Here is a 19,726-nt window from a genome sequence, read left to right as displayed (position 1 = left end):
ACCCGGTCAGGAAGGCGCCCAGCATGAGCCAACCCGTCGGCATCGTCGCGACCCTCGCGGACCTCAACGACCGGCTCGGCCTCGCCGTCTCCGGCGGCGGGCTGAGCCTCGACGAGGACACGTGCCCGGTGCCCCGCCTCACGACGCTGCTCCCGGCCGGCGGGCTGACCCTCGGCGACCCGCGGATCACGCTCGCCGACGGCACGCTCACGGTCGCGGGCGCCTGCACCGACGCCTGGCCGGTCGGCCGGACCGGCCGCGACCTGCACCTCACCGCCGTGCGGGTGGTGTTCACCGGGGCCGCCGCCGACCCGGGCGGCTTCGCGGTGCAGGTCACCGTCGAGGGCGGCCTCACCGCCGGCGGCACCACCGTCGCGGTCACCGGCGGCCTCGACCCGGCCGGCCGGATCACCCTCGCTCTCGCGGACGGGCCGCGGCCGGCGGCGTCCCTGGCCACGTTCGGCACCCTCATCGGCGGCGGGCTGCTGGAGGACGGCCTGCCGGTCGGCGCCGTGTTCGACCTGCTGCCGCTGACCGGCCTCACCGCCACCTTCGGGTCCCGGCCCGCCGACGCGTCGGAGCTCACGCTGACCGCCGACGCCGCCGGCACCTGGCCGATCGTCGCCGGCTCGGTCGAGCTGCGCGGCATCGGCGTCACCCTGCGGGCCCGCACCGGCTCCCGCGCCGAACGCTTCGCCGCCTCCGCCGGCGGTGACGTGCACGCCACCGCGAGCATCGGCGGCCAGGACTTCACCGTCCGGCTCGCCCTGCGCGGACCCGGCCGCTGGGTGCTGGAGGTGCTGCCCGCCGACGGCAACATCCTGCCGGCCCTGGGCGCCCTGGCCGCGCTCGCCGGGGCCAAGCCCGCCGACGTCGACGCCGGCCTGCGCAACCTCGGCCTGACCAGCCTCGCGATCGACGCGGTCCGCATCGGCCTGGACCTCGACGCCGGCACCGTCCGGGGAGTCGAGGCCGATGCCAGCCTCACCGTCGACGGCGTCACGTTCCGCGTCACCGCCGGGCTGCCGTCGTTCTTCCTGATCGGCCGGCTCGACCCGGCCCACCCGGTCGACCTGCGCGCCCTGGCCGCCGCCTGGTTCCCCGCCGCGGCCGGTGCCTTCCCGGCCGCCGAGCTCAACGAGCTGCGGCTGGCCGCCTACCCGGACGCCGGCCGCTACGAGATCTCCGCCGCCATCACCACCGACTTCGAGCTCACCGCCGGGCGGCTGCCGATCGCGCCGCGGTCGTTCGCCTTCCACGTCGTCAAGGACGCCCGCGGCGTCACCGGCGGCGTCGAGGCGTGGGGCGCCATCTTCGGCGCCGACTTCCACATCACCGCCGAGCACGCCGAGGCGGCCGGCGGCTGGCGGTTCAGCTGCGGGCTGCGCCCCGGGCAGAGCCTCACCGTCAAGGCCGTGCACGACCAGATCGTCGCCCTGTACGACGTCGACCCGGTGCTGCCGGCGGCGATCGCCGGGGCGTCCCTCGACGCCCTGGACGCGTCCTTCGACACCGGCGGCGCGGGGCTGGCGCTGCACTGCTCGGTGTCGCTGCCGGTCGGCGACGCAGCGTCCGCTACCCGCCTCGCCGCCACCGTCGACATCCGGGTCAGCCGCGACGGCACCGGATACCGCAAGGAGTTCACCGGCACCGTCGAGGTCGCCGGGCTCCAGTTCGACCTGCACCTGCTCGCCGACGCGACCGCGACCCGGTTCGTCGCCACCTACCGGCACACCGAGGACGGACGGCGCATCCGCGTGCGCGACATCCTCGGCGTGCTGAGCGCCGACCTGGCCGCCGCGGCGCCGGAGGACCTCACCATCGACCTCAAGGACGTCGTGCTCGCCGTCGACGGCGGCGCCGTGCTCGGCCTGGACCTCGGCGCGTCGCTGAGCCTGTCCGGGCTGCCGCTGGTCGGCCGCCAGTTCCCGGCCGGCAGCACCGCCGCCGTGGACAACCTGCGGCTGGTGGTCGCGTCCCGGGAGTACAACGCGGCCGAGTCGGCGGCGTTGAGCGCCCTGCTGCCGGCCACCGTCGCCCCGCTGCCCGCGCCGCTGCCGACCGGCGCGACGATTACGGCCCGGCTGGCGCTGGGCGGTGGCGCCCCGCCCCGCGACCTGACGCTGCCGATGGCCCCCGCCGCGACGACCCAGCCGCAGGGCCAGCCCCAGAGCCAGCCGCAGACGGCCGGGGCCGGCGCCGATCCGGTGAAGTGGTTCGACGTCCAGCGCTCGGCCGGGCCGGTCTACTTCGACCGGATCGGCTTCGAGTACGCCGACGGCCAGGTCCGCTTCCTGCTCGACGCCGCCCTGTCGCTGGCCGGGCTGACCCTGTCCCTGGACGGCCTGACCCTCGGCTCGCCGATCGACCACTTCGCGCCGAGCTTCGACCTGCGCGGCATCGGCGTCGACTACCGCAGCGGCCCGGTCGAGGTCGGCGGCGCCCTGCTGCGCACCACGGTGCGGGAGCCCGGCAAGGAGCCCTACGACGAGTACGACGGCGCCGCCGTCATCCGTACCTCCGCCTTCGCCGTCACCGCGGTCGGCGGCTACGTCTACCTCAACGGGCAGCCGTCGATGTTCGTCTACGCGGTGCTGGACAAGACGCTCGGCGGGCCGCCGTTCTTCACCGTCACCGGGCTCGCCGCCGGCTTCGGGTACAACCGGTCTCTTGTCCTGCCCCCGATCACCGGCGTCGCCGACTTCCCGCTCGTCGCCACCGCCGTGTCCGGCGCGCCGACCGGCACCGGGGAGCCGCGGGACCTGCTGCGCACCGCGCTCACCGGGCTGCGCCAGTGGGTGCCGCCGACGGCCGGGCAGATGTTCCTGGCCGCCGGGGTCCGGTTCAGCTCGTTCCAGATGATCGACTCGTTCGCGCTGCTCGCGGTGAGCTTCGGCGAGACGTTCGAGCTCGACGTGCTGGGCATCTCCACCCTCGTCGCGCCCCGCCCGGAGCCGGCGCCCGCCCCCGCGGTCGCGCCCCTCGCCGAGCTGCAGCTCGCGGTCCGGGCGAGCTTCCAGCCGGACGCCGGCGTGCTCAGCGTCGCCGCGCAGCTGACCCAGGCGTCGTTCCTGTTCTCCCACGACTGCCACCTCACCGGCGGGTTCGCGTTCACCACCTGGTTCGCCGGCGAGCACGACGGGGACTTCGTGCTGTCCGTCGGCGGCTACCACCCGCAGTACGCCGTGCCGGCGCACTATCCGAAGGTGCCGCGGATCGGCTTCAACTGGCAGTACGACCAGGCGCTGGGCATCAAGGGCGACGCCTACTACGCGCTCACCCCGGCCGCGCTGATGGCCGGCGGCCACCTCGAGGTCGTATGGCAGAGCGGCAACCTGCGCGCCGCGTTCACCGCCGGGGTCGACTTCCTCATCGCCTGGAAGCCGTACCACTACGACGCCCGCGCCTACGTCGACTTCAACGTGTCCTACACGTTCGACTTCTTCGGCACCCACCACATCAGCGTCGACGTCGGTGCCGACCTGCACATCTGGGGTCCCGACTTCGCCGGCACCGCCCACATCTCCCTGTGGATCATCTCCTTCGACGTGGCGTTCGGCGCCCAGAACCAGACCGGGCCGGCGCCGATCGACTGGCCCGCGTTCCGCCGGTTCCTGCCCGCCGCCGACCCGTGCACGCTCACCGCCGCGGCCGGGCTGATCCGCGAGCAGGACGCCGCACCCACCGGCCCCGCGATCACCGACCTCGGCGTCGCCGACCCGCAGCGGCTGCTGCTGCGGGCCGGCAGCGCGATCCCGGCGGCCGCCGCCCGCATCCGCGCCGATCTCGCCGTCACCCGCCTCGCCGTGGACGCGAGCGGCGGGCCGCTGCCGTTCGAGGCCGACGGCCCCGCCGCCACGCCCGTCCAGGCCGCCGGTCACGCCCAGCGCACGATCGCCGCGCTCGCCGCCGGGCCGATGCACATCGTGCGCCCCGAGCATCAGGGCGCCCACCTGGACTCCACGCTGTCGATCGCGATCACCCGCGACGGCGTGCCGATGGAGCACCATTTCTCGTTCACTCCGGTGCTCGGCAACGTGCCCGCCGCGCTGTGGGCCGAGCTCGGCGGCGACCTGCGCCCCGACCCGAACGCGGCGACGCTGGTCCGCGACGCGCTCACCGGGTTCGAGATCCGGCCCCGCGCCACCCCGCTCGTCGGCACCGACTCGGCGGTCGCCGGTGAACTGCGGCTGCTGCAGTACCACCTGCCGGCGCTGCCCGGCGGCACGTACCTCATCGAGTTCAAGCACGAGGTCGGCACCGACGAGACCGGTACGAAGAAGATCCCGGCGCAGCACTTCGGCGGCACGTCCCGGCTCACCGTCGCCGGGTCCCGGCCGACCTTCGGCGCCGACGAGGTCTACGCCGTCTACCCGCCCGACGGGGGCCACGGCGACTACACCGCCGACCTGCCGCACGTCGTGCTCAACCACAGCACCCTGCCCTGGCAGGAGACCGCGACCGCGGACCGCGACGACCTGCCGTGGCTCGCCGTGGTCCTCTTCGACGCGGCCGACGCGCCGGACCCGCGGGTGGTCACCGCCGCCGAGCTCGGCCCCGCCGGCGACCTCCCGGCCGACGAGAAGGTCACCGTCATCGACGTGCCCGCGGCGCTGCTGCCCGCGCAGGACTCGACCCGCCGCGACCTGGCGCTGCTCGCCCACGTGCGCCGCGACGCGGCCGGCGCCGAGCGGGCCGTCGTCATCGGCAACCGGCTGCCCACCGCCGGTGCCGCGCACGTCGCCCACCTCGTCTCGGTCCGGCACCGGTACACCGCGACCGGCCCCGACTCCCCCACCCTGCGCCTGGTGAGCCTCAAGAGCTGGCGCTTCACGTCCTCCGCGGCCGGGCCCGGCCTCGACGGGCTGCTCAGGGCCCTCGCCGCCGGCGCCGCGCCGCTGCTCACCCCCGGCGCCGACCCGTCCGGGCGACTGCCGATGCCGTACCTGTCCGGCACCGGCGACCGCCTCGATGCGGGCTACAGCGGCCCGCTCGTGCCGAAGCCCCGCCCGGAGCGCGCCAAGCTGCCGGTCGCGTCCGCCGCCGACCTCATGCCCGTCTCCGGGCCGGGCGATGTCAGCTTCGCCGCCGCGTGGGACCTCGGCCGCCTCCTGGCGCTGCAGAGCCGGCCGTTCGCGGCGGCTCTGTACCGCTGGAAGCGGCTCCGCGCGCAGCGCCGCAAGAGCGGCGACCAGTCCCGGCCGGAGCTTCCCGCGCTCGTCACCGCCTGGATCGACGCCCTCGCCCGGCTGGAGGGGGTGCCGTTCAGCTACCTCGTGCCGGACGAGCGGATGGCCCCGCCGGAGTCCGTGCGGTTCTTCTCCGTGCACGCCGGCTGGGTCGCCTGCCTGCTCGACGGCGCGCTCAGCGTCGGGCGCAGCACCCCCGGCGACGTGGCCCTCGACGGCACCCTGGCCGCCGACGTCGCCGCCGCGGGCGTGCGGCCGTGGACGGCGGCGGTGCTGCGCGGCGTCGACGCGACCGCCTCCGGTCTACTGCTGCGCTCCCACGCGGTGTCCGGCTGGCCCGACCTCCAGGTGACCGCGGCCGGCGCCGATGGCAAGGCCCTCGACCGGTTCCGCGCGGACCTGCTGTCGGAGAACACCGCGCTGTATCTGTTCGCCGGCGAGGCCGCCCGGGCCGCCATCGTCCAGCCCGACCACACGCTGCACTTCACGCTCGGCGCCGCCGCCGCCGAGTGGAGCGGCGACCGCCGGGTGCTGGACGTGACCGCCGTCGCGCGGCAACGGATCGGCGCCGCACCGGCCGCGGCGGCCGCGTCCGCGAGCCTCGCCAAGGCCCTGATCGCCCCGGCCCTGCGCGCCGACGTCGACCGTCGCTGAACGGACGACAATGACCAGCGACGTCAGCGGGGCGCTGTGGGGGCCAGGCCGAGTCGGACCGCCTCCGCCGCCGCGCCCGAACGCGTCGCCACGCCGAGCTTGCCCAGCACCGCCGACACGTGGTGGTCGACGGTCTTCACCGAGATGAACAGCCGGCCTGCGATCTCCGCGTTGGTGTGGCCCGCGCAGATGAGGTCCAGCACCTCGCGCTCGCGGCGGGTCAGGCCCGCCGGGTGGGCTCGGGTCGCGGCGCGGGGACCCGCGGGGACGGAGCGGACCCCGTCCTGCCGCATGCGCTGCCGGGCGATGCGCGCCGCGGCCGTCGCGCCGAGGTCGTCCAGCAGTGCGAGGGCGCGCCGCCGGGACGGCTCGTCGCCGGACTCCAGCAGGACCAGGGCGGCGACGTAGGACGAGCCGTCGGCCTCCCACCGGTCCGCCGCGGCCGCCCAGTCGCCGGCGGCCTCCAGCCGGTACGGCTCGGCCAGGGCTCCCCCGGTCCGGCGGCCGGAGCCGGTGCGGCGCAGCCAGAAGTCGGCCAGGCCGCGGGCCCACTCGTCGCCGGTGGCGGCGGCGTCCGCGATCAGCTCCGCCTCGCGCCGGGCCGGCCGCAGCGCTCCGTCCAGCCAGTGGGCCTCGGCGCGGGCGGCCCGCACGGTGGCGGCCCACTGCGGCGCCGCCATGCCGTCGACCAGCTCGGCGGCCTCGTCCAGCGGCGGCCACACACCGTCGGCGCCGCGCCGGGGCACGGATGACGCCGACGCAGACGAGCGGGTCGACCCGGTTGAGGGGTGAGGCGCCGAGCGCGCCGGCCAGCAGGTGCTCGCTGCGCCGCAGCGACTCGTCCCAGCGGCCGGTGCTCGCCAGGGTGCTGACCCAGTCGCCGCGCAGGCAGGTGGCGTACGTGCGCACCTCGTGCTCGTCGCAGTAGGCGACGCCCTCGAGGTAGTACCGCTCGGCCTCGGCGAACCGGTGTTTGGCGCAAAGCATGCGGTGCAGGTTGACGTAGGCGCGGCCGACCTGCGCGTCCAGCCCGAGCGCGAGGCCGGTGTCCAGCGCCTGGCGCAGCAGTCCCAGCCAGTCGCCGCCGACGACCCCCCGGGAGCAGCCCTCCGTGATCAGCGTGTCGGCGTGGACCTCGGGGAGCTCCAGCGCGACCGCGAGCTCCCGGGCGCGGTCGGCCGCGGCGATCGACTGCTCGTACCGTTCGCTCACCATCCGCTGGACCGCGAGGTTCGCGTACGCCCCGGCCAGCTCCGCGGTCGCGCCCAGCGGCTCCAGCGTGGCCAGTGCCCGCTCGGCCGCGGCCACGGCCTCCTCGCCCCGGCACGCATACCGCAGCGCCGCCGAGAGCCGGCGCAGGGCGGCCCCCTCCCGCCGGGGGTCGCCGGCCCGGTGCCAGAGCTCCCGGGCCCGCTCGGCCACCTCACAGCCGCGCGGCCCGCGGTCGACCAGCATCAGCTCGGCCGCGAGCGCGTCGTAGAGCTCGGCCTGCTCGGCCACGGGCAGGTCGCCGGCGAAGCGCAGCGCCCGCTCGTACTGCGCCGCCGACTCCCGGTGCGACGCGAGCTCGGCCGCGCGCCGGGCCGCCCGGACCGCGTACTCCAGCACCGCCGCCGCGTCGCCGGCCGCCTCGGCGTGGAAGGCCATCCCGGCGTCGTCGTCGCTGTCCAGATCCCGCAGCGCGGCCAGGATCCTGGCGTGGACGGGGCCCACGCGGTGCTGCGGGACGGCCTGCTCGACGGCGAGCCGGGTCAGCTCGTGCCGGAACGTCAGCAGCCCGCCGTCGCCGACGAGCAGGCCGGACAGCACCAGCTCGTCGACGTCGGCCGGGGAACCGCCGGTGGCCGCGGCGAGCAGGCGCGGGTCGATCCGGTTGCCGATCAGGGCACCGGTGCTGAGCACCGCCCGCGCGTCGTCGCCGAGGGTCGCGACCCGGGCGAGGACCACGTCGCGGGCGGACGCCGGAACCGCGGGCGAGCCGGACCGGACGACCTCGGTCACGAAGAACGGGTTGCCGCCGGTGAGCCGGTGCAGGCCGGCGGGTTCGAGGCCACTGTCGGCGGCGAGGCGCCCGACCGCCTCCATCGACAGCGGGGCGAGGCCGATCCGCCGGGTCGTGCGCTGGGTGGCGAGGTCGCCGAGGGCGATCCGCAGCGGGTCACGTGAGGAGAGGTCGTCGTCACGGTACGTTGCGACGAGCAGGATGCGGGCGCCGCGCAATCGCCGGGCGAGGAAGCGCAGCAGGTCGATCGTCGCCTCGTCGGCCCAGTGCAGGTCCTCGAGCACGAGCATGTGCAACTCGTCGGGCGCGTTGGCCTGGCGCAGCAGGGTCGTGAACAGCTCGTCGCGCGGGGCTCGGGCCCGCGACCGCTCCAGCAGGTCGCCGCCGAGCTCCTCGGCGATGTCGAACAGCGGGCCGAGCGGCCGCGGCGTGGAGAGGCCGTCGCACAGGCCCCAGGCGATCCGGGCGGCCGGCACGTGCGCCGGCAGCCGGTGCGCAAAGGTCTCGACGAGACTGGACTTGCCGATGCCGGCCTCGCCGCCGACGAGCACGAGCCGGCCGTCGCCGATCAGCGCCTGCCGGGCGTATTCGGCCAGCGCCGCGAGCGCCGAGTCGCGTTCGAGCAGTGCCATCGCGCCAGTGTCCGCCGGGCCCGCCACCCTGCCAGACTACGTTCCCGGATCGTGGTCGGCCGCCCCCGGATCGGGGTTCCCGCCGAACCCGTACCCTGGCCGCGAAAACTTTCTCACACCGGTGGCAACCTCACGCTCCGTGTTCCGCGTCTAGGACGGACGAGGACGACGAACGCACAAGGACGCCGCATGACACGGGGGGACGCCAGCGTGGCCCGGGTACGGATTCTGAGGAAACGCCTGCTGCCCAGCGCGGCTTCGCTGCTGCTGTGCGGGCTCCTGGCCGGGCTGGTGGTCGCCGGGGCGGCGTTCCCCATCGTGGCGATGTCGGGGCTGGCCGCGAAGACCGGCTCGGACACGTTCGAGAGCATGTCCAGCGACCTCGTCGTGCTGCCGTCGCCGCAGATCTCATACGTGCTCGCCGCCGACGGCAAGACCCGGCTGGCGATGATGTACGACGAGAACCGCCGCGATGTGAAGATCGACGACGTCGCCACGGTCATGCAGCAGGCGATGGTCGCGGCCGAGGACAACCGGTTCTACGAGCACCGCGGCGTGGACGTGAAGGGCGTCGCGCGGGCGTTCGTGGCGAACCAGAACGCGGGCGGGACCGAGCAGGGCGCCTCGACGCTCACGATGCAGTACGTGCGGCAGGCCATCGCGTACTCGGCGCAGACGCCGCAGGAGGTGGTCGACGCCACCGGCAAGACCAGCACGCGCAAGCTGCGGGAGATGAAGTACGCGATCGACCTCGAGAAGAAGCTCTCCAAGAAGGAGATCCTCGAGCGGTACCTGAACATCGCGCCCTTCGGCCACGGCGCCTACGGGGTGTACGCGGCCGCGCACGTGTACTTCGACAAGGACCCCAAGGACCTGACGCTGCCCGAGTCCGCGCTCATCGCCGGGCTGGTGAAGGCGCCGGGCACCAACGACCCCGCCACCGAGAAGGGCTACCCGGAGGCGGTCAAGCGGCAGAAGTACGTCCTGAGCCAGATGGTCTCGATGGGCTACATCGACAAGGCGGCCGCCGATGCCGCCGTGGGCGAGAAGCTGACCATCGTCGGCAAGCGGACTCCGGAGGGCTGCGAGTCCATCCAGGCCTCCCCCGAACTCGGCGCCGGGTTCTTCTGCGACTACCTGCGGCGCTGGTGGGACGACCAGAAGGTGTTCGGCGAGGACGAGTACCAGCGCGCCAACCGGCTGCGGGCCGGCGGCTACACCATCGTCACCTCGCTGGACATCCAGACGCAGACGGCCGCGGCGAAGTACGCACAGGAGCAGCCCAAGGACGTCGCCAAGAACCAGCAGATCCACCTGGGTAACTCCAGCGCCCTCATGCTGGCCGCCATCCAGCCCGGCACCGGGCGGGTGACCGCACTGGCGACCAACCGGACCTTCAGCAACGACCAGAGCGGCAACAAGGAGAACACGAACCCGGGCAAGAAGGGCCAGAAGGGCAACTACCCGAACACCACCGTACCGATCATCACCGGCGACGCGGACATCCCCGGCTACCAGGCCGGCTCCGCGTTCAAGATGTTCACGGCGGTGGCGGCGCTGGAGTCCGGCCTGCCCCTGGCCACGACGATCCAGACCGAGAAGCAGTTCGTGTCGGACTTCATCCTCAACGGCGGCGGCCCCGCCACGTGCAACGGCAACCACTACTGCCCCAAGAACTCCGGCGGCCAGTCCGGTCCCTACAACATGTGGACCGCGTTCGGCAGCTCCATCAACACCTACTTCGTCCCGCTCGAGCAGCAGGTCGGGGTCAAGCACGTGGTGGACGTGGCCCAGCGCCTCGGCATCCAGTTCAACGCCAAGGAGGACGCCGACCTCGCGGCCAAGCCGGACGGGTGGGGCGCGTTCACGCTGGGCGTCTCGGCCACGACCCCGCTGCAGCTGGCCAACGCCTACGGCACCCTCGCCGCCGACGGCCTCTACTGCGAGCCGACCCCCATCCTCGAGGTCAAGGACAACAGCGGCAAGAAGGTCGAGGGCCTCGACCCGAAGTGCAAGCAGGTGGTCGACCCCGAGGTCGCGCGGGCCGCGGTGGACATGGCCCGCTGCCCGGTCGGCGACCAGTCCGCGACCAGCAAGTGCAGCGGGGCGACGGCGCAGTACGCGCGCGGCTTCGTGAAGCGCCAGATCGCCGGCAAGTCCGGGACCACGGACTCGGAGAAGAGCGCCACGTTCACCGTCATGACCAAGCAGCTCGCGGTGTCGGGCTTCCTGACCGACCCGGACTGGCCCGAGACCACCGTGGACATGCAGCACGCGCCGGTGAACTACGCGGCCCTCGGCGTGCTGCGCGACGGGCTCGCCGGCCAGCCCGAGGTCAAGTTCACGGCGCCGACGAAGGACCGCGCGCAGGGCAAGCTGGTCGACATCCCGTCGGTCAAGTGCCTCCCGGTCGACCAGGCGCGGGACAAGGTCGCCAAGGCGGGCTTCTCGGTCACGGTCGCGGCCGCCCAGGTGCCGTCCAAGTGCCCGGCCGGCACCGTCGACCGCACCAATCCGGGCGGCGCCACGACCAAGGGCGGCGGGGTCCAGCTCGTCGTCAGCAACGGCCAGCCCGAGTGACGGATGGGGGCCCTGCGGCAGGGCCCCCGTCCACACCGTTCCGCTTCGCGCGGCCCCGGGAGACCTTGGCGGACCGCGCGATACGCCTCCTACGGCCTGAGCGTCGCATATACCATCGCGCGGTATATGCTCTCGGCGTGGAATCATTGAGCGAACAGTCGTTTCTGATCCTCGCCGGGCTGGCCGACCAGCCCCGGCACGGCTACGGCCTGGTGACCGAGGTGGCCGCGCTGTCCGGCGACCGCGTCCGGCTCCGGGCGAGCACGCTCTACGCGGCGCTGGAGCGCCTCACCGCCCGCGGCCTGGTCGAGCCCGAGCGCGACGAGGTGGAGAACGGCCGCCTGCGCCGCTACTACCGCCTGACCGACGCGGGCGCGGCCGTGGTCGAGGCCGAGACGGAGCGCATGGCCAGCCAGGCGCGCGCGGCCAAGCGCCGCCTCGCTCGCCGCGCGCAGCTGGGCCTGAGCGGATGAGCCCGCTGGAGCGGCGCTACCGCCGCCTGCTGCGCCTGCTGCCCGCCGACCATCGCGCCACCCGCGGCGAGGAGCTGCTCGGCCTCCTGCTCGACCTGGACGAGGGCCGCACCCGGCCCAGCCCGCGCCAGTCCGCCGGCGTGCTCGGCCTCGCCCTGCGCCTGCGCCTGGGCGGCCCGGCATCGCTGCTGCTGGCCGCGTTCCTCGTCGCCATCGGCACGTGGATCGCCAAGACGGCGTACGACATCGGAACCGGCAGGGCCTTCGTCAGCGTCGAGCACTCGTTCCCCATCCACAGCGTGGCCCTCGTCCTGCTGATCCCCGCCGTGCTCCGGCTCGCCATCGCGGTGGCGTGGATCCTCTCGGCCCGCCGCACGATGCTGGGCGTCGTCGCGGTGCTGCTCGCCTACCAGGTGGCCACCGGCGGGATCGCGCAGGTCGACGTCCTGGCCGTCCTGGCAGTGGGCGTCGCCACGGCGCTGCGCTGGCCCGCACCGCGCCCGCGCGCCGTCCTGCTCGCCGCGATTCCCGTCACGATGCTGTTGTGGGTCCTCGTCGGGGCCTTCGGCCTGTTGGGCGTCTCCCCGCTGGCCGTCGCCGTCGTCGTGGCCCTGCTCGTGGCGGCCGCCGGCCGCATGGTGCCCGGCGTCCGGCAACGGCCGACGACCACCGGATAACGCCGAAAGCGTGTGCGTGGCCGTGCGGTCTGCCAACCGCACGGCCACGCGATCGGGCGTCGCGTCCAGCCCGATGTGCGCAATGTCAGGCGGCTGAGCAGGCCGGGTTGAGGCCCGAGGCGGTCCCGGTGGCCTGGAAGCCGAATTCCGTGTACTGCCCCGCCTCGACGTGACCGTTGTAGGACACGTTCGTCCAGGAGTTGCCGGAGCGGGTGACGTTCCAGGAGCCGGTGACGGTCACACCCGATGGCACCGGCAGGGTGACGGTCCAGCTGTTGATGGCCGACGAGCCCGCGGTGACCCTGACGGTGGCGACGAACCCGCCGTCCCACTGGTTCAGGGAGACGGTCGCGGTGCAGCCGTTGCCCGTCCCGCCCCCGGGCGAGGAGCTCACCGGCGGCGGGGAGCTGACCGGCGGGGTGGACACGGTGCTGCCCGGGCCGTTGAGGGCGTTGAGCGTTGCGGTGTACGCGGCCTTCTTGTTGCCGTTGGCGTCGAACAGCAGCGGGTTCTCGCCGGTGCGCCACGAGTCGCTGTCGCGGATGCCCCAGGTGGTGATGCCCGCGCACCGCGACACGTTCAGGCACGCCTTGACCACGTTGGCGTAGGCGGTGGCCTGGTTGGAGCCGGAGATGTCCAGCTCGGTGATCTGCACCTCGACCCCGAGGTCGGCGAAGCGCTGCAGGTTCGCCTGGTAGTCCGACGGCGGCAGCCCGCCCAGGTGCGACTGGAACCCGACGCAGTCGATCGGCACGCCGCGCGACCTGAAGTCCTTCACCATGTTGTAGACGCCGGTGCTCTTCGCGTTGATGCCGTCGGTGTTGTAGTCGTTGTAGCAGAGCTTGGCGCCCGGGTCGGCGGCCCGCGCGGCCCGGAACGCGGCCTCGATCCAGTCGTTGCCGGTGCGTTGCAGGTTCGAGTCGCGCCGCCCGCCGCTGTTGCCGTCGGCGAAGGCCTCGTTCACCACGTCCCAGGCGTAGATCTTGCCCTTGTAGTGCCCGGCGACGGTGCTGACGTGGTTCATCATGGCGCTGCGCAGTGCGCTGCCGGACATGTTCTGCGCCCAGCCCGGCTCCTGCTGATACCAGAGCAGGGCGTGGCCGCGCATCCGCTGCCCGTGCGCCTGGGCGTGGGCGACGATCTGGTCGGCGGAGGTGTAGCGGAACTGGCCCTGGGACGGCTCGGTCGCGTCCCACTTCATCTCGTTCTCGGGCGTGATCATGTTGAACTCGCGGTCGAGGATGCCGGTGTACTGGCTGTTGCTCAGCTTCCCCGCGGCGACGGCGGTGCCGAAGTACCGCCCCTTCTCCGCCGCCGAGGCGCCGAGCGTGCTGCCGGCCTGCGCACCGGAGGCGAGGGCGACGGCGGCGCCCGCGGCCACGGCGCTCACCGCGGCGAGGGTGACGGCGAGGCGCACACGACTGTGTCCGCCTCGAGTGGTTCGGGTCATGAGGGAAGTTCCCCTTCCGGGTCTGACCGGGATGCCGGTCGGGCGCATCGGCGGGCGCCACAATCCGGCGAATGAATTTCGCGAATGTTATCGCTCACTCGAGTGACGTCAATGCGCCGTCCCGCCCGCCGAACGGCCGCGGGCGGGTCAGGGGTTCGAAGGACCTGAAAGTTTCAGCGACCGGCGGGCGGCGCCGTGCTGCCACGCACCACGAGGGTGACGCCGAGCTCGACCCGGCTCCGGGCCGGACGCTCCCCCGCGGCCAGCGCCAGCACGAGCTGCGCGGCCGCGGCGCCCATCTCCGCGAACGGCTGGCGCACGGTCGTCATCGGCGGACCGCACCACGCGCACTGCTCGATGTCGTCGAAGCCGACCACGCTGAGCTCGTCCGGGATGCGCAGCCCGCAGATCCGCGCCGCCTCGTACACGCCGAGGGCCTGCAGGTCGTCGCCGCAGACGACGGCGGTCGGCCGGTCGGGCCGCCGCAGCAGCTCGAGCCCGAGGTCGCGGCCGTCCTCGAAGGTGAAGACGCCGCCGCGGCGCAGCCCTTCGTCGAACGGCACGTCGGCGGCGTCGAGCCCGGCCCGGAAACCGTCGAGGCGGGCCCGGGCGGAGAGGTCCTTGACCGGCCCGGTGATCACGCCGATGCGCCGGTGGCCGAGGCCCAGCAGGTGCCGGGTGGCGGCGAGCGCGCCGCTCCAGTTGGTCGACCCGACGGACGGCGTCGGGTGCAGGTCGCCGATCGGATCCAGGGTCACGACGGGGATGTCGCCCGCGTCGAGGAGTTCGAGGTGCGCGGCGGTGAACCCGGCGAAGGCGGCGACGACCCCGACGGGGCGGCGCAGCAGCAGCGGCTCGATCCACGACTGCCCGGCCGCGGCCCGGCGCCCGATGTCGGTGGCGCTCACGGTCAGGTCCCGGGCGGCGGCCACGTCCTCGATGCCGCGGACGACCTCCATCGCGATGTAGCTGAGCATCCCGGAGAAGAGCACCTCGACGCCGGCCGTCCCGGGCGCGGCGGCCGGCCGGCGATAACCGTGCTCCCGCAGCAGGGACTCGACCCGCCGGCGGGTGGCGTCGCCGACCCCGGCCCGGCCGTTGAGCACCTTGGAGACCGTGGGCTGGGAGACGCCGGCGAGCTGCGCGATCTCGGCCACGGGCAGGTCACCGCGCCAGCGCACGCGCGGGGCCGGCGGGAGCCTGTCGATCACACCGGGCAGTGTACGGGAGCCTTCGCGAAAAACGTTATGCCCGCGCTCCTGCCGGGGTCGCACCCGGCGCTGGTTGACATCGGCAAAGTGAGCGCTAACACTCCCGAACACACATTCGCGAATGCCGATCAGACCGGCCGTCACCGGCAACCTCTTCGGAAGGACACGCCCATGCATCACCTCAGACGCCCGCTCCGCCGGGCGGCGCTGCTCGCGGCCGCCGCGCTGCTGCTCACCGGTGCTGCCGTCGCCGGCCCGCACCTCGCCTCCGCGGCGACGACCGGCTGCCGGGTCACCTACACCGTCACCAGCTCCTGGCCGGGCGGCTTCGGCGCCGGCGTCGAGGTCACCAATCTCGGCGACCCGGTCAGCGGCTGGCGGCTCGCGTGGGCCTTCACCGGCGGCCAGAGCGTCACCCAGCTCTGGAACGGCTCGTACACCCAGTCCGGCGCCCAGGTGACGGTGACCGACGCCGGCTGGAACGGCACCATCGCCACCGGCGCGACCGTGAGCTTCGGCTTCAACGGCAGCACCACCGGCGCCAACCCGGCCCCGGCGAGCTTCGCGCTGAACGGCGTCGCCTGCACCGGCAGCCCGAGCGGCCCGAGTAGCCCGAGCAGCCCGGCGCCGAGCGCCTCGGCCTCCGCGGGGCCGGCCGGCCCGTGCGACATCTACGCCGCCGGGGGCACGCCCTGCGTCGCGGCGCACAGCACGGTCCGGGCGCTCTACGGCTCGTACGGCGGCAGCCTGTACCAAATCCGGCGCTCCTCCGACAACACCACGCGCAACATCGGCGTGCTGACCCGCGGCGGCGCCGCGAACGCGTCCGCCCAGGACTCGTTCTGCGCCGGCACCTCGTGCGTGGTCACGATCCTGTTCGACCAGTCCGGCCACGGCAACGACCTCGCCTATCAGGGACCCGGCGGCGCGGGCGGTCAGGACACCCCGGCGAGCGCGACCCGCGAGTCGCTGACGGTGGGCGGCAGCAAGGCCTATTCGCTCTTCATCAACGCCGGCAACAGCTACTGGCACAACGGGTCCGGCTCCGGCGTGCCGACCGGCAGCGCCCCCGAGGGCATGTACATGATCACCAGCGGCACGCACGTGAACAGCGGCTGCTGCTTCGACTACGGCAACAGCGAGACCACGCGCCGCGCCGACGGGGCCGGGGCCATGGACGCCATCTACTTCGGCACGAGCTGCTGGTTCGGCGGCTGCTCGGGCACCGGACCGTGGGTGCAGGCGGATCTCGAGTACGGCCTCTACCCGGGCGGCAGCTCGTCGTGGAACCCGAACCAGCGGGCCTTCACGAGCAAGTTCGTCACCGCGATGCTGAAGAACAACGGCACCTCCCGGTTCGCCATCAAGGGCAGCAACGCCCAGTCCGGCGGCCTGACCACGCTCTGGGACGGCGCCCTGCCCCGCGGCTACAGCCCGATGCGCAAGCAGGGCGCCATCGTGCTCGGCAGCGGCGGCGACTGCTGCGCGACGAACACGAACCAGAGCGCGGGGACGTTCTACGAGGGCGCGATGGTCTCCGGCTACCCGTCCGACGCCACCGACAGCGCCGTGCAGGCGAACATCGTCGCCGCCGGGTACCGCTGACGGTGCTCCCGGGGTGGTGCGCGGGTCACTGCCGTCCGCGCGTCACAGCTCGGTGGGCTGTCTCGTCTCGGGTTTCGAAGGCACATTCTTCGAGTGGGACGCCCTCCCGCGGCAAGGAGCTGGTGATGAGCGAACAGACCGCGCACCGGAAGGTTGCGCTGGTTACCGGGGCGAACAAGGGGATCGGCCGCGGGGCGGCCGAGCAGCTCGCGGCGCTGGGTATGACGGTCCTGATCGGGGCGAGAGACGCGCGGCGCGGCGAGGAGGCCGCCGTGGCGGTGCGGGCGGCGGGCGGCGACGCGATCGCGGTCACCCTGGACGTCACCGACCCGGCCGTCGTGCGGGAGGCGGCGAGGCAGATCGAGGAGCGGTTCAGCCACCTCGACGTGCTGATCAACAACGCCGGCATCACCGGCTCCGGGCCGGTGGCGCCCCAGGACGCCCACGATCAGGTTCCCAGCTCCGTCGACCTCGACATGGTCCGGGCCGTGTTCGAGACCAATGTCCTCGGGGTGATCGCCGTGACCAACGCCATGCTGCCGCTGCTGCGGCGCTCGCCGGCGCCGCGCATCGTCAACGTCAGCAGTCACGGCGCGTCGCTGACCATGACCAGCGGCGGCCCGGACAGCCCGTTCGCGGCGTTGCTGCCGTCGGCCGCGTACCTGCCGTCCAAGACCGCCGTGACCGCGTTGACCGTGCAGTACGCCAAGGAGCTGCACAAGGACGGGATCCTCGTCAACGCGGCCGCACCCGGCTTCGTCGACACGGACAGCAACGACCACACCGGGGTCCTCACGGTCGCGCAGGGCGCCGCGGTCCTGGTGCGTCTCGCCACGCTCGGCGCGGACGGGCCGACCGGCGGGTTCTTCGACGAGCAGGGCTCGGTGCCCTGGTGACGGGCGCGGGGCGGGCCGAGGAGTTCGAGGATCTGCGGCCGCTGCTGTTCTCGATCGCGTACCGGATCCTAGGCAGCGTCAGCGAGGCCGAGGACGCGGCCCAGGAGGCCTGGCTGCGCTATGAGGCGTCGCCGACGCAACCCGCCTCGGCCAAGGCCTTCCTGTCGGCCGTGGTGACCCGGATCTCGATCGACGTGCTGCGCTCGGCGCGCGTGCGGCGGGAGGAGTACGTCGGGCCGTGGTTCCCCGAGCCGCTGCTCGACGACCCCTACGAGGATCCCGAGCGCTCGGCGGAGCTGGCCGACTCGATCTCGATGGCGGCCCTGGTCCTGCTCGAGCGGCTCAGCCCGCTCGAGCGGGCGGTCTTCGTGCTGCGGGAGGTGTTCGGGTTCGGCTTCGGCGAGGTCGCGTCGGCGGTGGGGCGCTCGGAGGCGGCCTGCCGCCAGCTCGCCGTGCGGGCCCGCCGCCACATGGACGCCGGCCGGCCCCGGTTCGAGGCCGACCGCAGGCAGCGCGAGGAGCTCGCCGGACGCTTCTTCGACGCCTTCCGCGAAGGGGACGTCGACGGGCTGCGGGCGCTGCTCGCCGCCGACGTCCGCATGGTCGGCGACAGCGGCGGCAAGGCCCCGCAGTGGCAGCCCGCCTTCTTCGGTGCCGAGAACGTGGCCCGGGTGCTCGACGCGCTCGTCGCACCGTTCCTGCGCATCGGCGGCCTGGTGGAGCCGCACCAGGTGAACGGCCAGCCGGGCGCGATCTTCCGCGACCGGGACGGCAGGGTCGTCAACACCTGGACCCTCGACATCCTCGACGGGCAGATCGTGACGATCCGCGCGGTGATCAACCCCGACAAGCTCGGGCACGTGGGGCCGGTGGCCGACGCCTGGGCGGTCCTCCGCGAGGCGACGCGGGCCCGCCGGCCCACGGACTGACCGGGAGATGAGCGCGCCCGGCGGTACGCGGCGCCACATCAGGCCGGTGCGACGGCTGGCAGGTAGCGGCCGATCGCGAACCAGGCCGCCGCGGCCGCCGCCGCGCCGATCAGGAGTGCGCAGAAGACCAGGGCCGCCAGCGTCGCCGGCTCCACGCGCCGCGTCACGCGCGCCGGCACGCCCTGGCGGCGGAGGGCGACGAGATCCGCGCGGCTCGCGCCGAGCGTCGTCACCACGAGGCCGGCCACGCCCAGGGTCACCGCGGCGACGCCGGCCAGCAGCGAGTACCGCATGCCGAGGGCGCCGCCCGCGCGGCCGAGCAGCGCGCGTTCGCCGGCGGTCGTGCGCTCGCCGGTGACGGTCAGGCCCGCGGCGGTGAGCGCGTCCACCATGGACTGCGGGGCGTCGGCGGCGAGCCAGACCTCGGCGTTGTCGGCGACGCCGGAGTCGCCGGACAGGCGATCGGCGTACTCGAGGTCGATCAGGGTGCCGTGGGCGCCGAGGCGGGGCAGGGTGCGGGCGGTAGCGGCGACCGTGACCGGGACCGGCGTGTCGTCGAAGGCGCTCAGGGGGCCGTCCAGTGCGGCGGCCGAGATCACCGGGATGCGGTCCGGGACGCCGGCCGGGCGCAGCTGGCCCGCGCCGGGGCGGGCGCCGGCCTGCAGCGTGAACGTGACCCCGCCGGGGGCCGCGGTGACGGACGCGTCGGGAGGGGTGCGCCAGTCGCGGGTCGGCGGGTCGTGCAGGGTGAGCGCGACCGTCGGGCCGGCGGTGCCGGGGAGGTCGACCTCGAGATCGGCCAGGCGGCAGCCCGCGGTGCAGGCGGCCAATCCGGAGTACGTCTGGCGGCCCGGCCGCAGCGAACCGAGGCGGACCTCGATGCCGGGGGCGCCGTCCAGCGGAGCCAGGTGCGCGGTGAGGTCCGGGGTCAGGCCGTCGAGGCGGGCGGCGGTGATGTCGAACGCCACGGTGTCGCCGCGCACGACCGCGGGCGCCGCCGCCGGGAACGGGTGCAGGGTGCGGCCGGCGTCGGGCGGGGCGTCGCGCCAGACGGCCACGGTGGACAGCCGGGTCGTGTCGACGGCGAGCAGGTCCGGCGACGCGACGACGGCCATCGCGTAGCGGGCGTCGGGGTCGGCGGCGCGGGTGACGGCGAGCAGGCGCTGGCGGGTGACCGGGCCGAGGGTCAGCACGCGGCTCGCGCCGACCGCGATGTCGGCGCGCCTGTCCTGGGCCGCGGCGGCGACGGCGACGCCGGTGGCCGCGAACCCGAGCAGCGCCACGGCGACGACGAGCACGGTCAGCAGGCGGCGGCCGGACGGCTGGCGGGCCAGGCGCAGCGCGGCGAGGGCGGCGGCCGGGGGCCGGCGGGGGCCCCCCGCCCCCGCCGCGCGGGCCGCCCCCCCAACCGAAAACACACCACACAAA

The 19,726-nt window shown here is 74.3% G+C and carries 11 protein-coding genes and 1 pseudogene; 7 read left to right on the top strand and 5 right to left on the bottom strand.

Annotated elements, in window-relative coordinates:
- The first annotated feature begins 23 nt into the window (after positions 1-23).
- Positions 24-5,843: a DUF6603 domain-containing protein gene (locus tag ABT369_RS09960; RefSeq protein ID WP_350611357.1), complete on the top strand. Its 5,820-nt coding sequence runs from the start codon at positions 24-26 to the stop codon at positions 5,841-5,843.
- A 23-nt stretch (positions 5,844-5,866) separates the two neighbouring features.
- Here the strand turns inward: ABT369_RS09960 and ABT369_RS09955 are convergent, their stop codons facing one another.
- Together ABT369_RS09955 and ABT369_RS09950 are read right to left on the bottom strand one after the other, a co-directional pair.
- Complete coding sequence (locus ABT369_RS09955) at positions 5,867-6,136, bottom strand: helix-turn-helix domain-containing protein (RefSeq protein ID WP_350611598.1); 270 nt, start codon at positions 6,134-6,136, stop codon at positions 5,867-5,869.
- Positions 6,137-8,039: 1,903 nt separating this feature from the next.
- A pseudogene (locus ABT369_RS09950) lies at positions 8,040-8,477 on the bottom strand (ATP-binding protein); the annotation flags it as partial.
- A 189-nt stretch (positions 8,478-8,666) separates the two neighbouring features.
- Here ABT369_RS09950 and ABT369_RS09945 point away from each other — a divergent pair.
- The 3 genes from ABT369_RS09945 (at position 8,667) to ABT369_RS09935 (ending at position 12,207) form a co-directional block, all read left to right on the top strand.
- Positions 8,667-11,057, top strand: coding sequence for a penicillin-binding protein (locus ABT369_RS09945; protein ID WP_350611356.1), 2,391 nt, complete (start codon positions 8,667-8,669; stop codon positions 11,055-11,057).
- A 137-nt stretch (positions 11,058-11,194) separates the two neighbouring features.
- Positions 11,195-11,530, top strand: a complete 336-nt coding sequence (locus ABT369_RS09940) for a PadR family transcriptional regulator (RefSeq protein ID WP_350611355.1) — start codon at positions 11,195-11,197, stop codon at positions 11,528-11,530.
- Positions 11,527-12,207 (top strand): hypothetical protein, encoded by a 681-nt coding sequence (locus ABT369_RS09935; RefSeq protein WP_350611354.1) that lies wholly within the window; start codon positions 11,527-11,529, stop codon positions 12,205-12,207. The genes ABT369_RS09940 and ABT369_RS09935 overlap by 4 nt, the downstream gene beginning before the upstream one ends.
- Positions 12,208-12,292: 85 nt before the next feature.
- On the opposite strand, the gene ABT369_RS09930 is transcribed toward ABT369_RS09935, so the two are convergent.
- Together ABT369_RS09930 and ABT369_RS09925 are read right to left on the bottom strand one after the other, a co-directional pair.
- On the bottom strand, positions 12,293-13,657 hold the full coding sequence (locus ABT369_RS09930; RefSeq protein WP_502891722.1) for a glycoside hydrolase family 10 protein: 1,365 nt from the start codon (positions 13,655-13,657) through the stop codon (positions 12,293-12,295).
- Between the two features lie 173 nt (positions 13,658-13,830).
- Positions 13,831-14,868, bottom strand: coding sequence for a LacI family DNA-binding transcriptional regulator (locus tag ABT369_RS09925; RefSeq protein WP_350611352.1), 1,038 nt, complete (start codon positions 14,866-14,868; stop codon positions 13,831-13,833).
- Positions 14,869-15,039: 171 nt separating this feature from the next.
- Here ABT369_RS09925 and ABT369_RS09920 point away from each other — a divergent pair, with 171 nt between their 5' ends.
- The 3 genes from ABT369_RS09920 (at position 15,040) to ABT369_RS09910 (ending at position 18,298) form a co-directional block, all read left to right on the top strand.
- A complete protein-coding gene (locus tag ABT369_RS09920) occupies positions 15,040-16,473 on the top strand; it encodes an arabinofuranosidase catalytic domain-containing protein (protein WP_350611351.1) in 1,434 nt (477 codons plus the stop codon).
- Positions 16,474-16,598: 125 nt separating this feature from the next.
- Positions 16,599-17,369 (top strand): SDR family NAD(P)-dependent oxidoreductase, encoded by a 771-nt coding sequence (locus ABT369_RS09915; protein ID WP_350611350.1) that lies wholly within the window; start codon positions 16,599-16,601, stop codon positions 17,367-17,369.
- Positions 17,366-18,298, top strand: coding sequence for an RNA polymerase sigma-70 factor (locus ABT369_RS09910; protein WP_350611349.1), 933 nt, complete (start codon positions 17,366-17,368; stop codon positions 18,296-18,298). Before ABT369_RS09915 ends, ABT369_RS09910 begins: the two co-directional genes overlap by 4 nt.
- Before the next feature lie 38 nt (positions 18,299-18,336).
- On the opposite strand, the gene ABT369_RS09905 is transcribed toward ABT369_RS09910, so the two are convergent.
- Positions 18,337-19,726 (bottom strand): serine/threonine-protein kinase (locus ABT369_RS09905; RefSeq protein WP_502891721.1); only part of this gene is annotated, 1,390 nt, incomplete at its 5' end.

This window comes from Dactylosporangium sp. NPDC000244, assembly GCF_040300725.1.
GTDB lineage: Bacteria > Actinomycetota > Actinomycetes > Mycobacteriales > Micromonosporaceae > Dactylosporangium.
The sequence above is the reverse complement of the archived record's forward strand: the minus strand, read 5'-3'. Positions and strand labels throughout refer to the sequence as shown.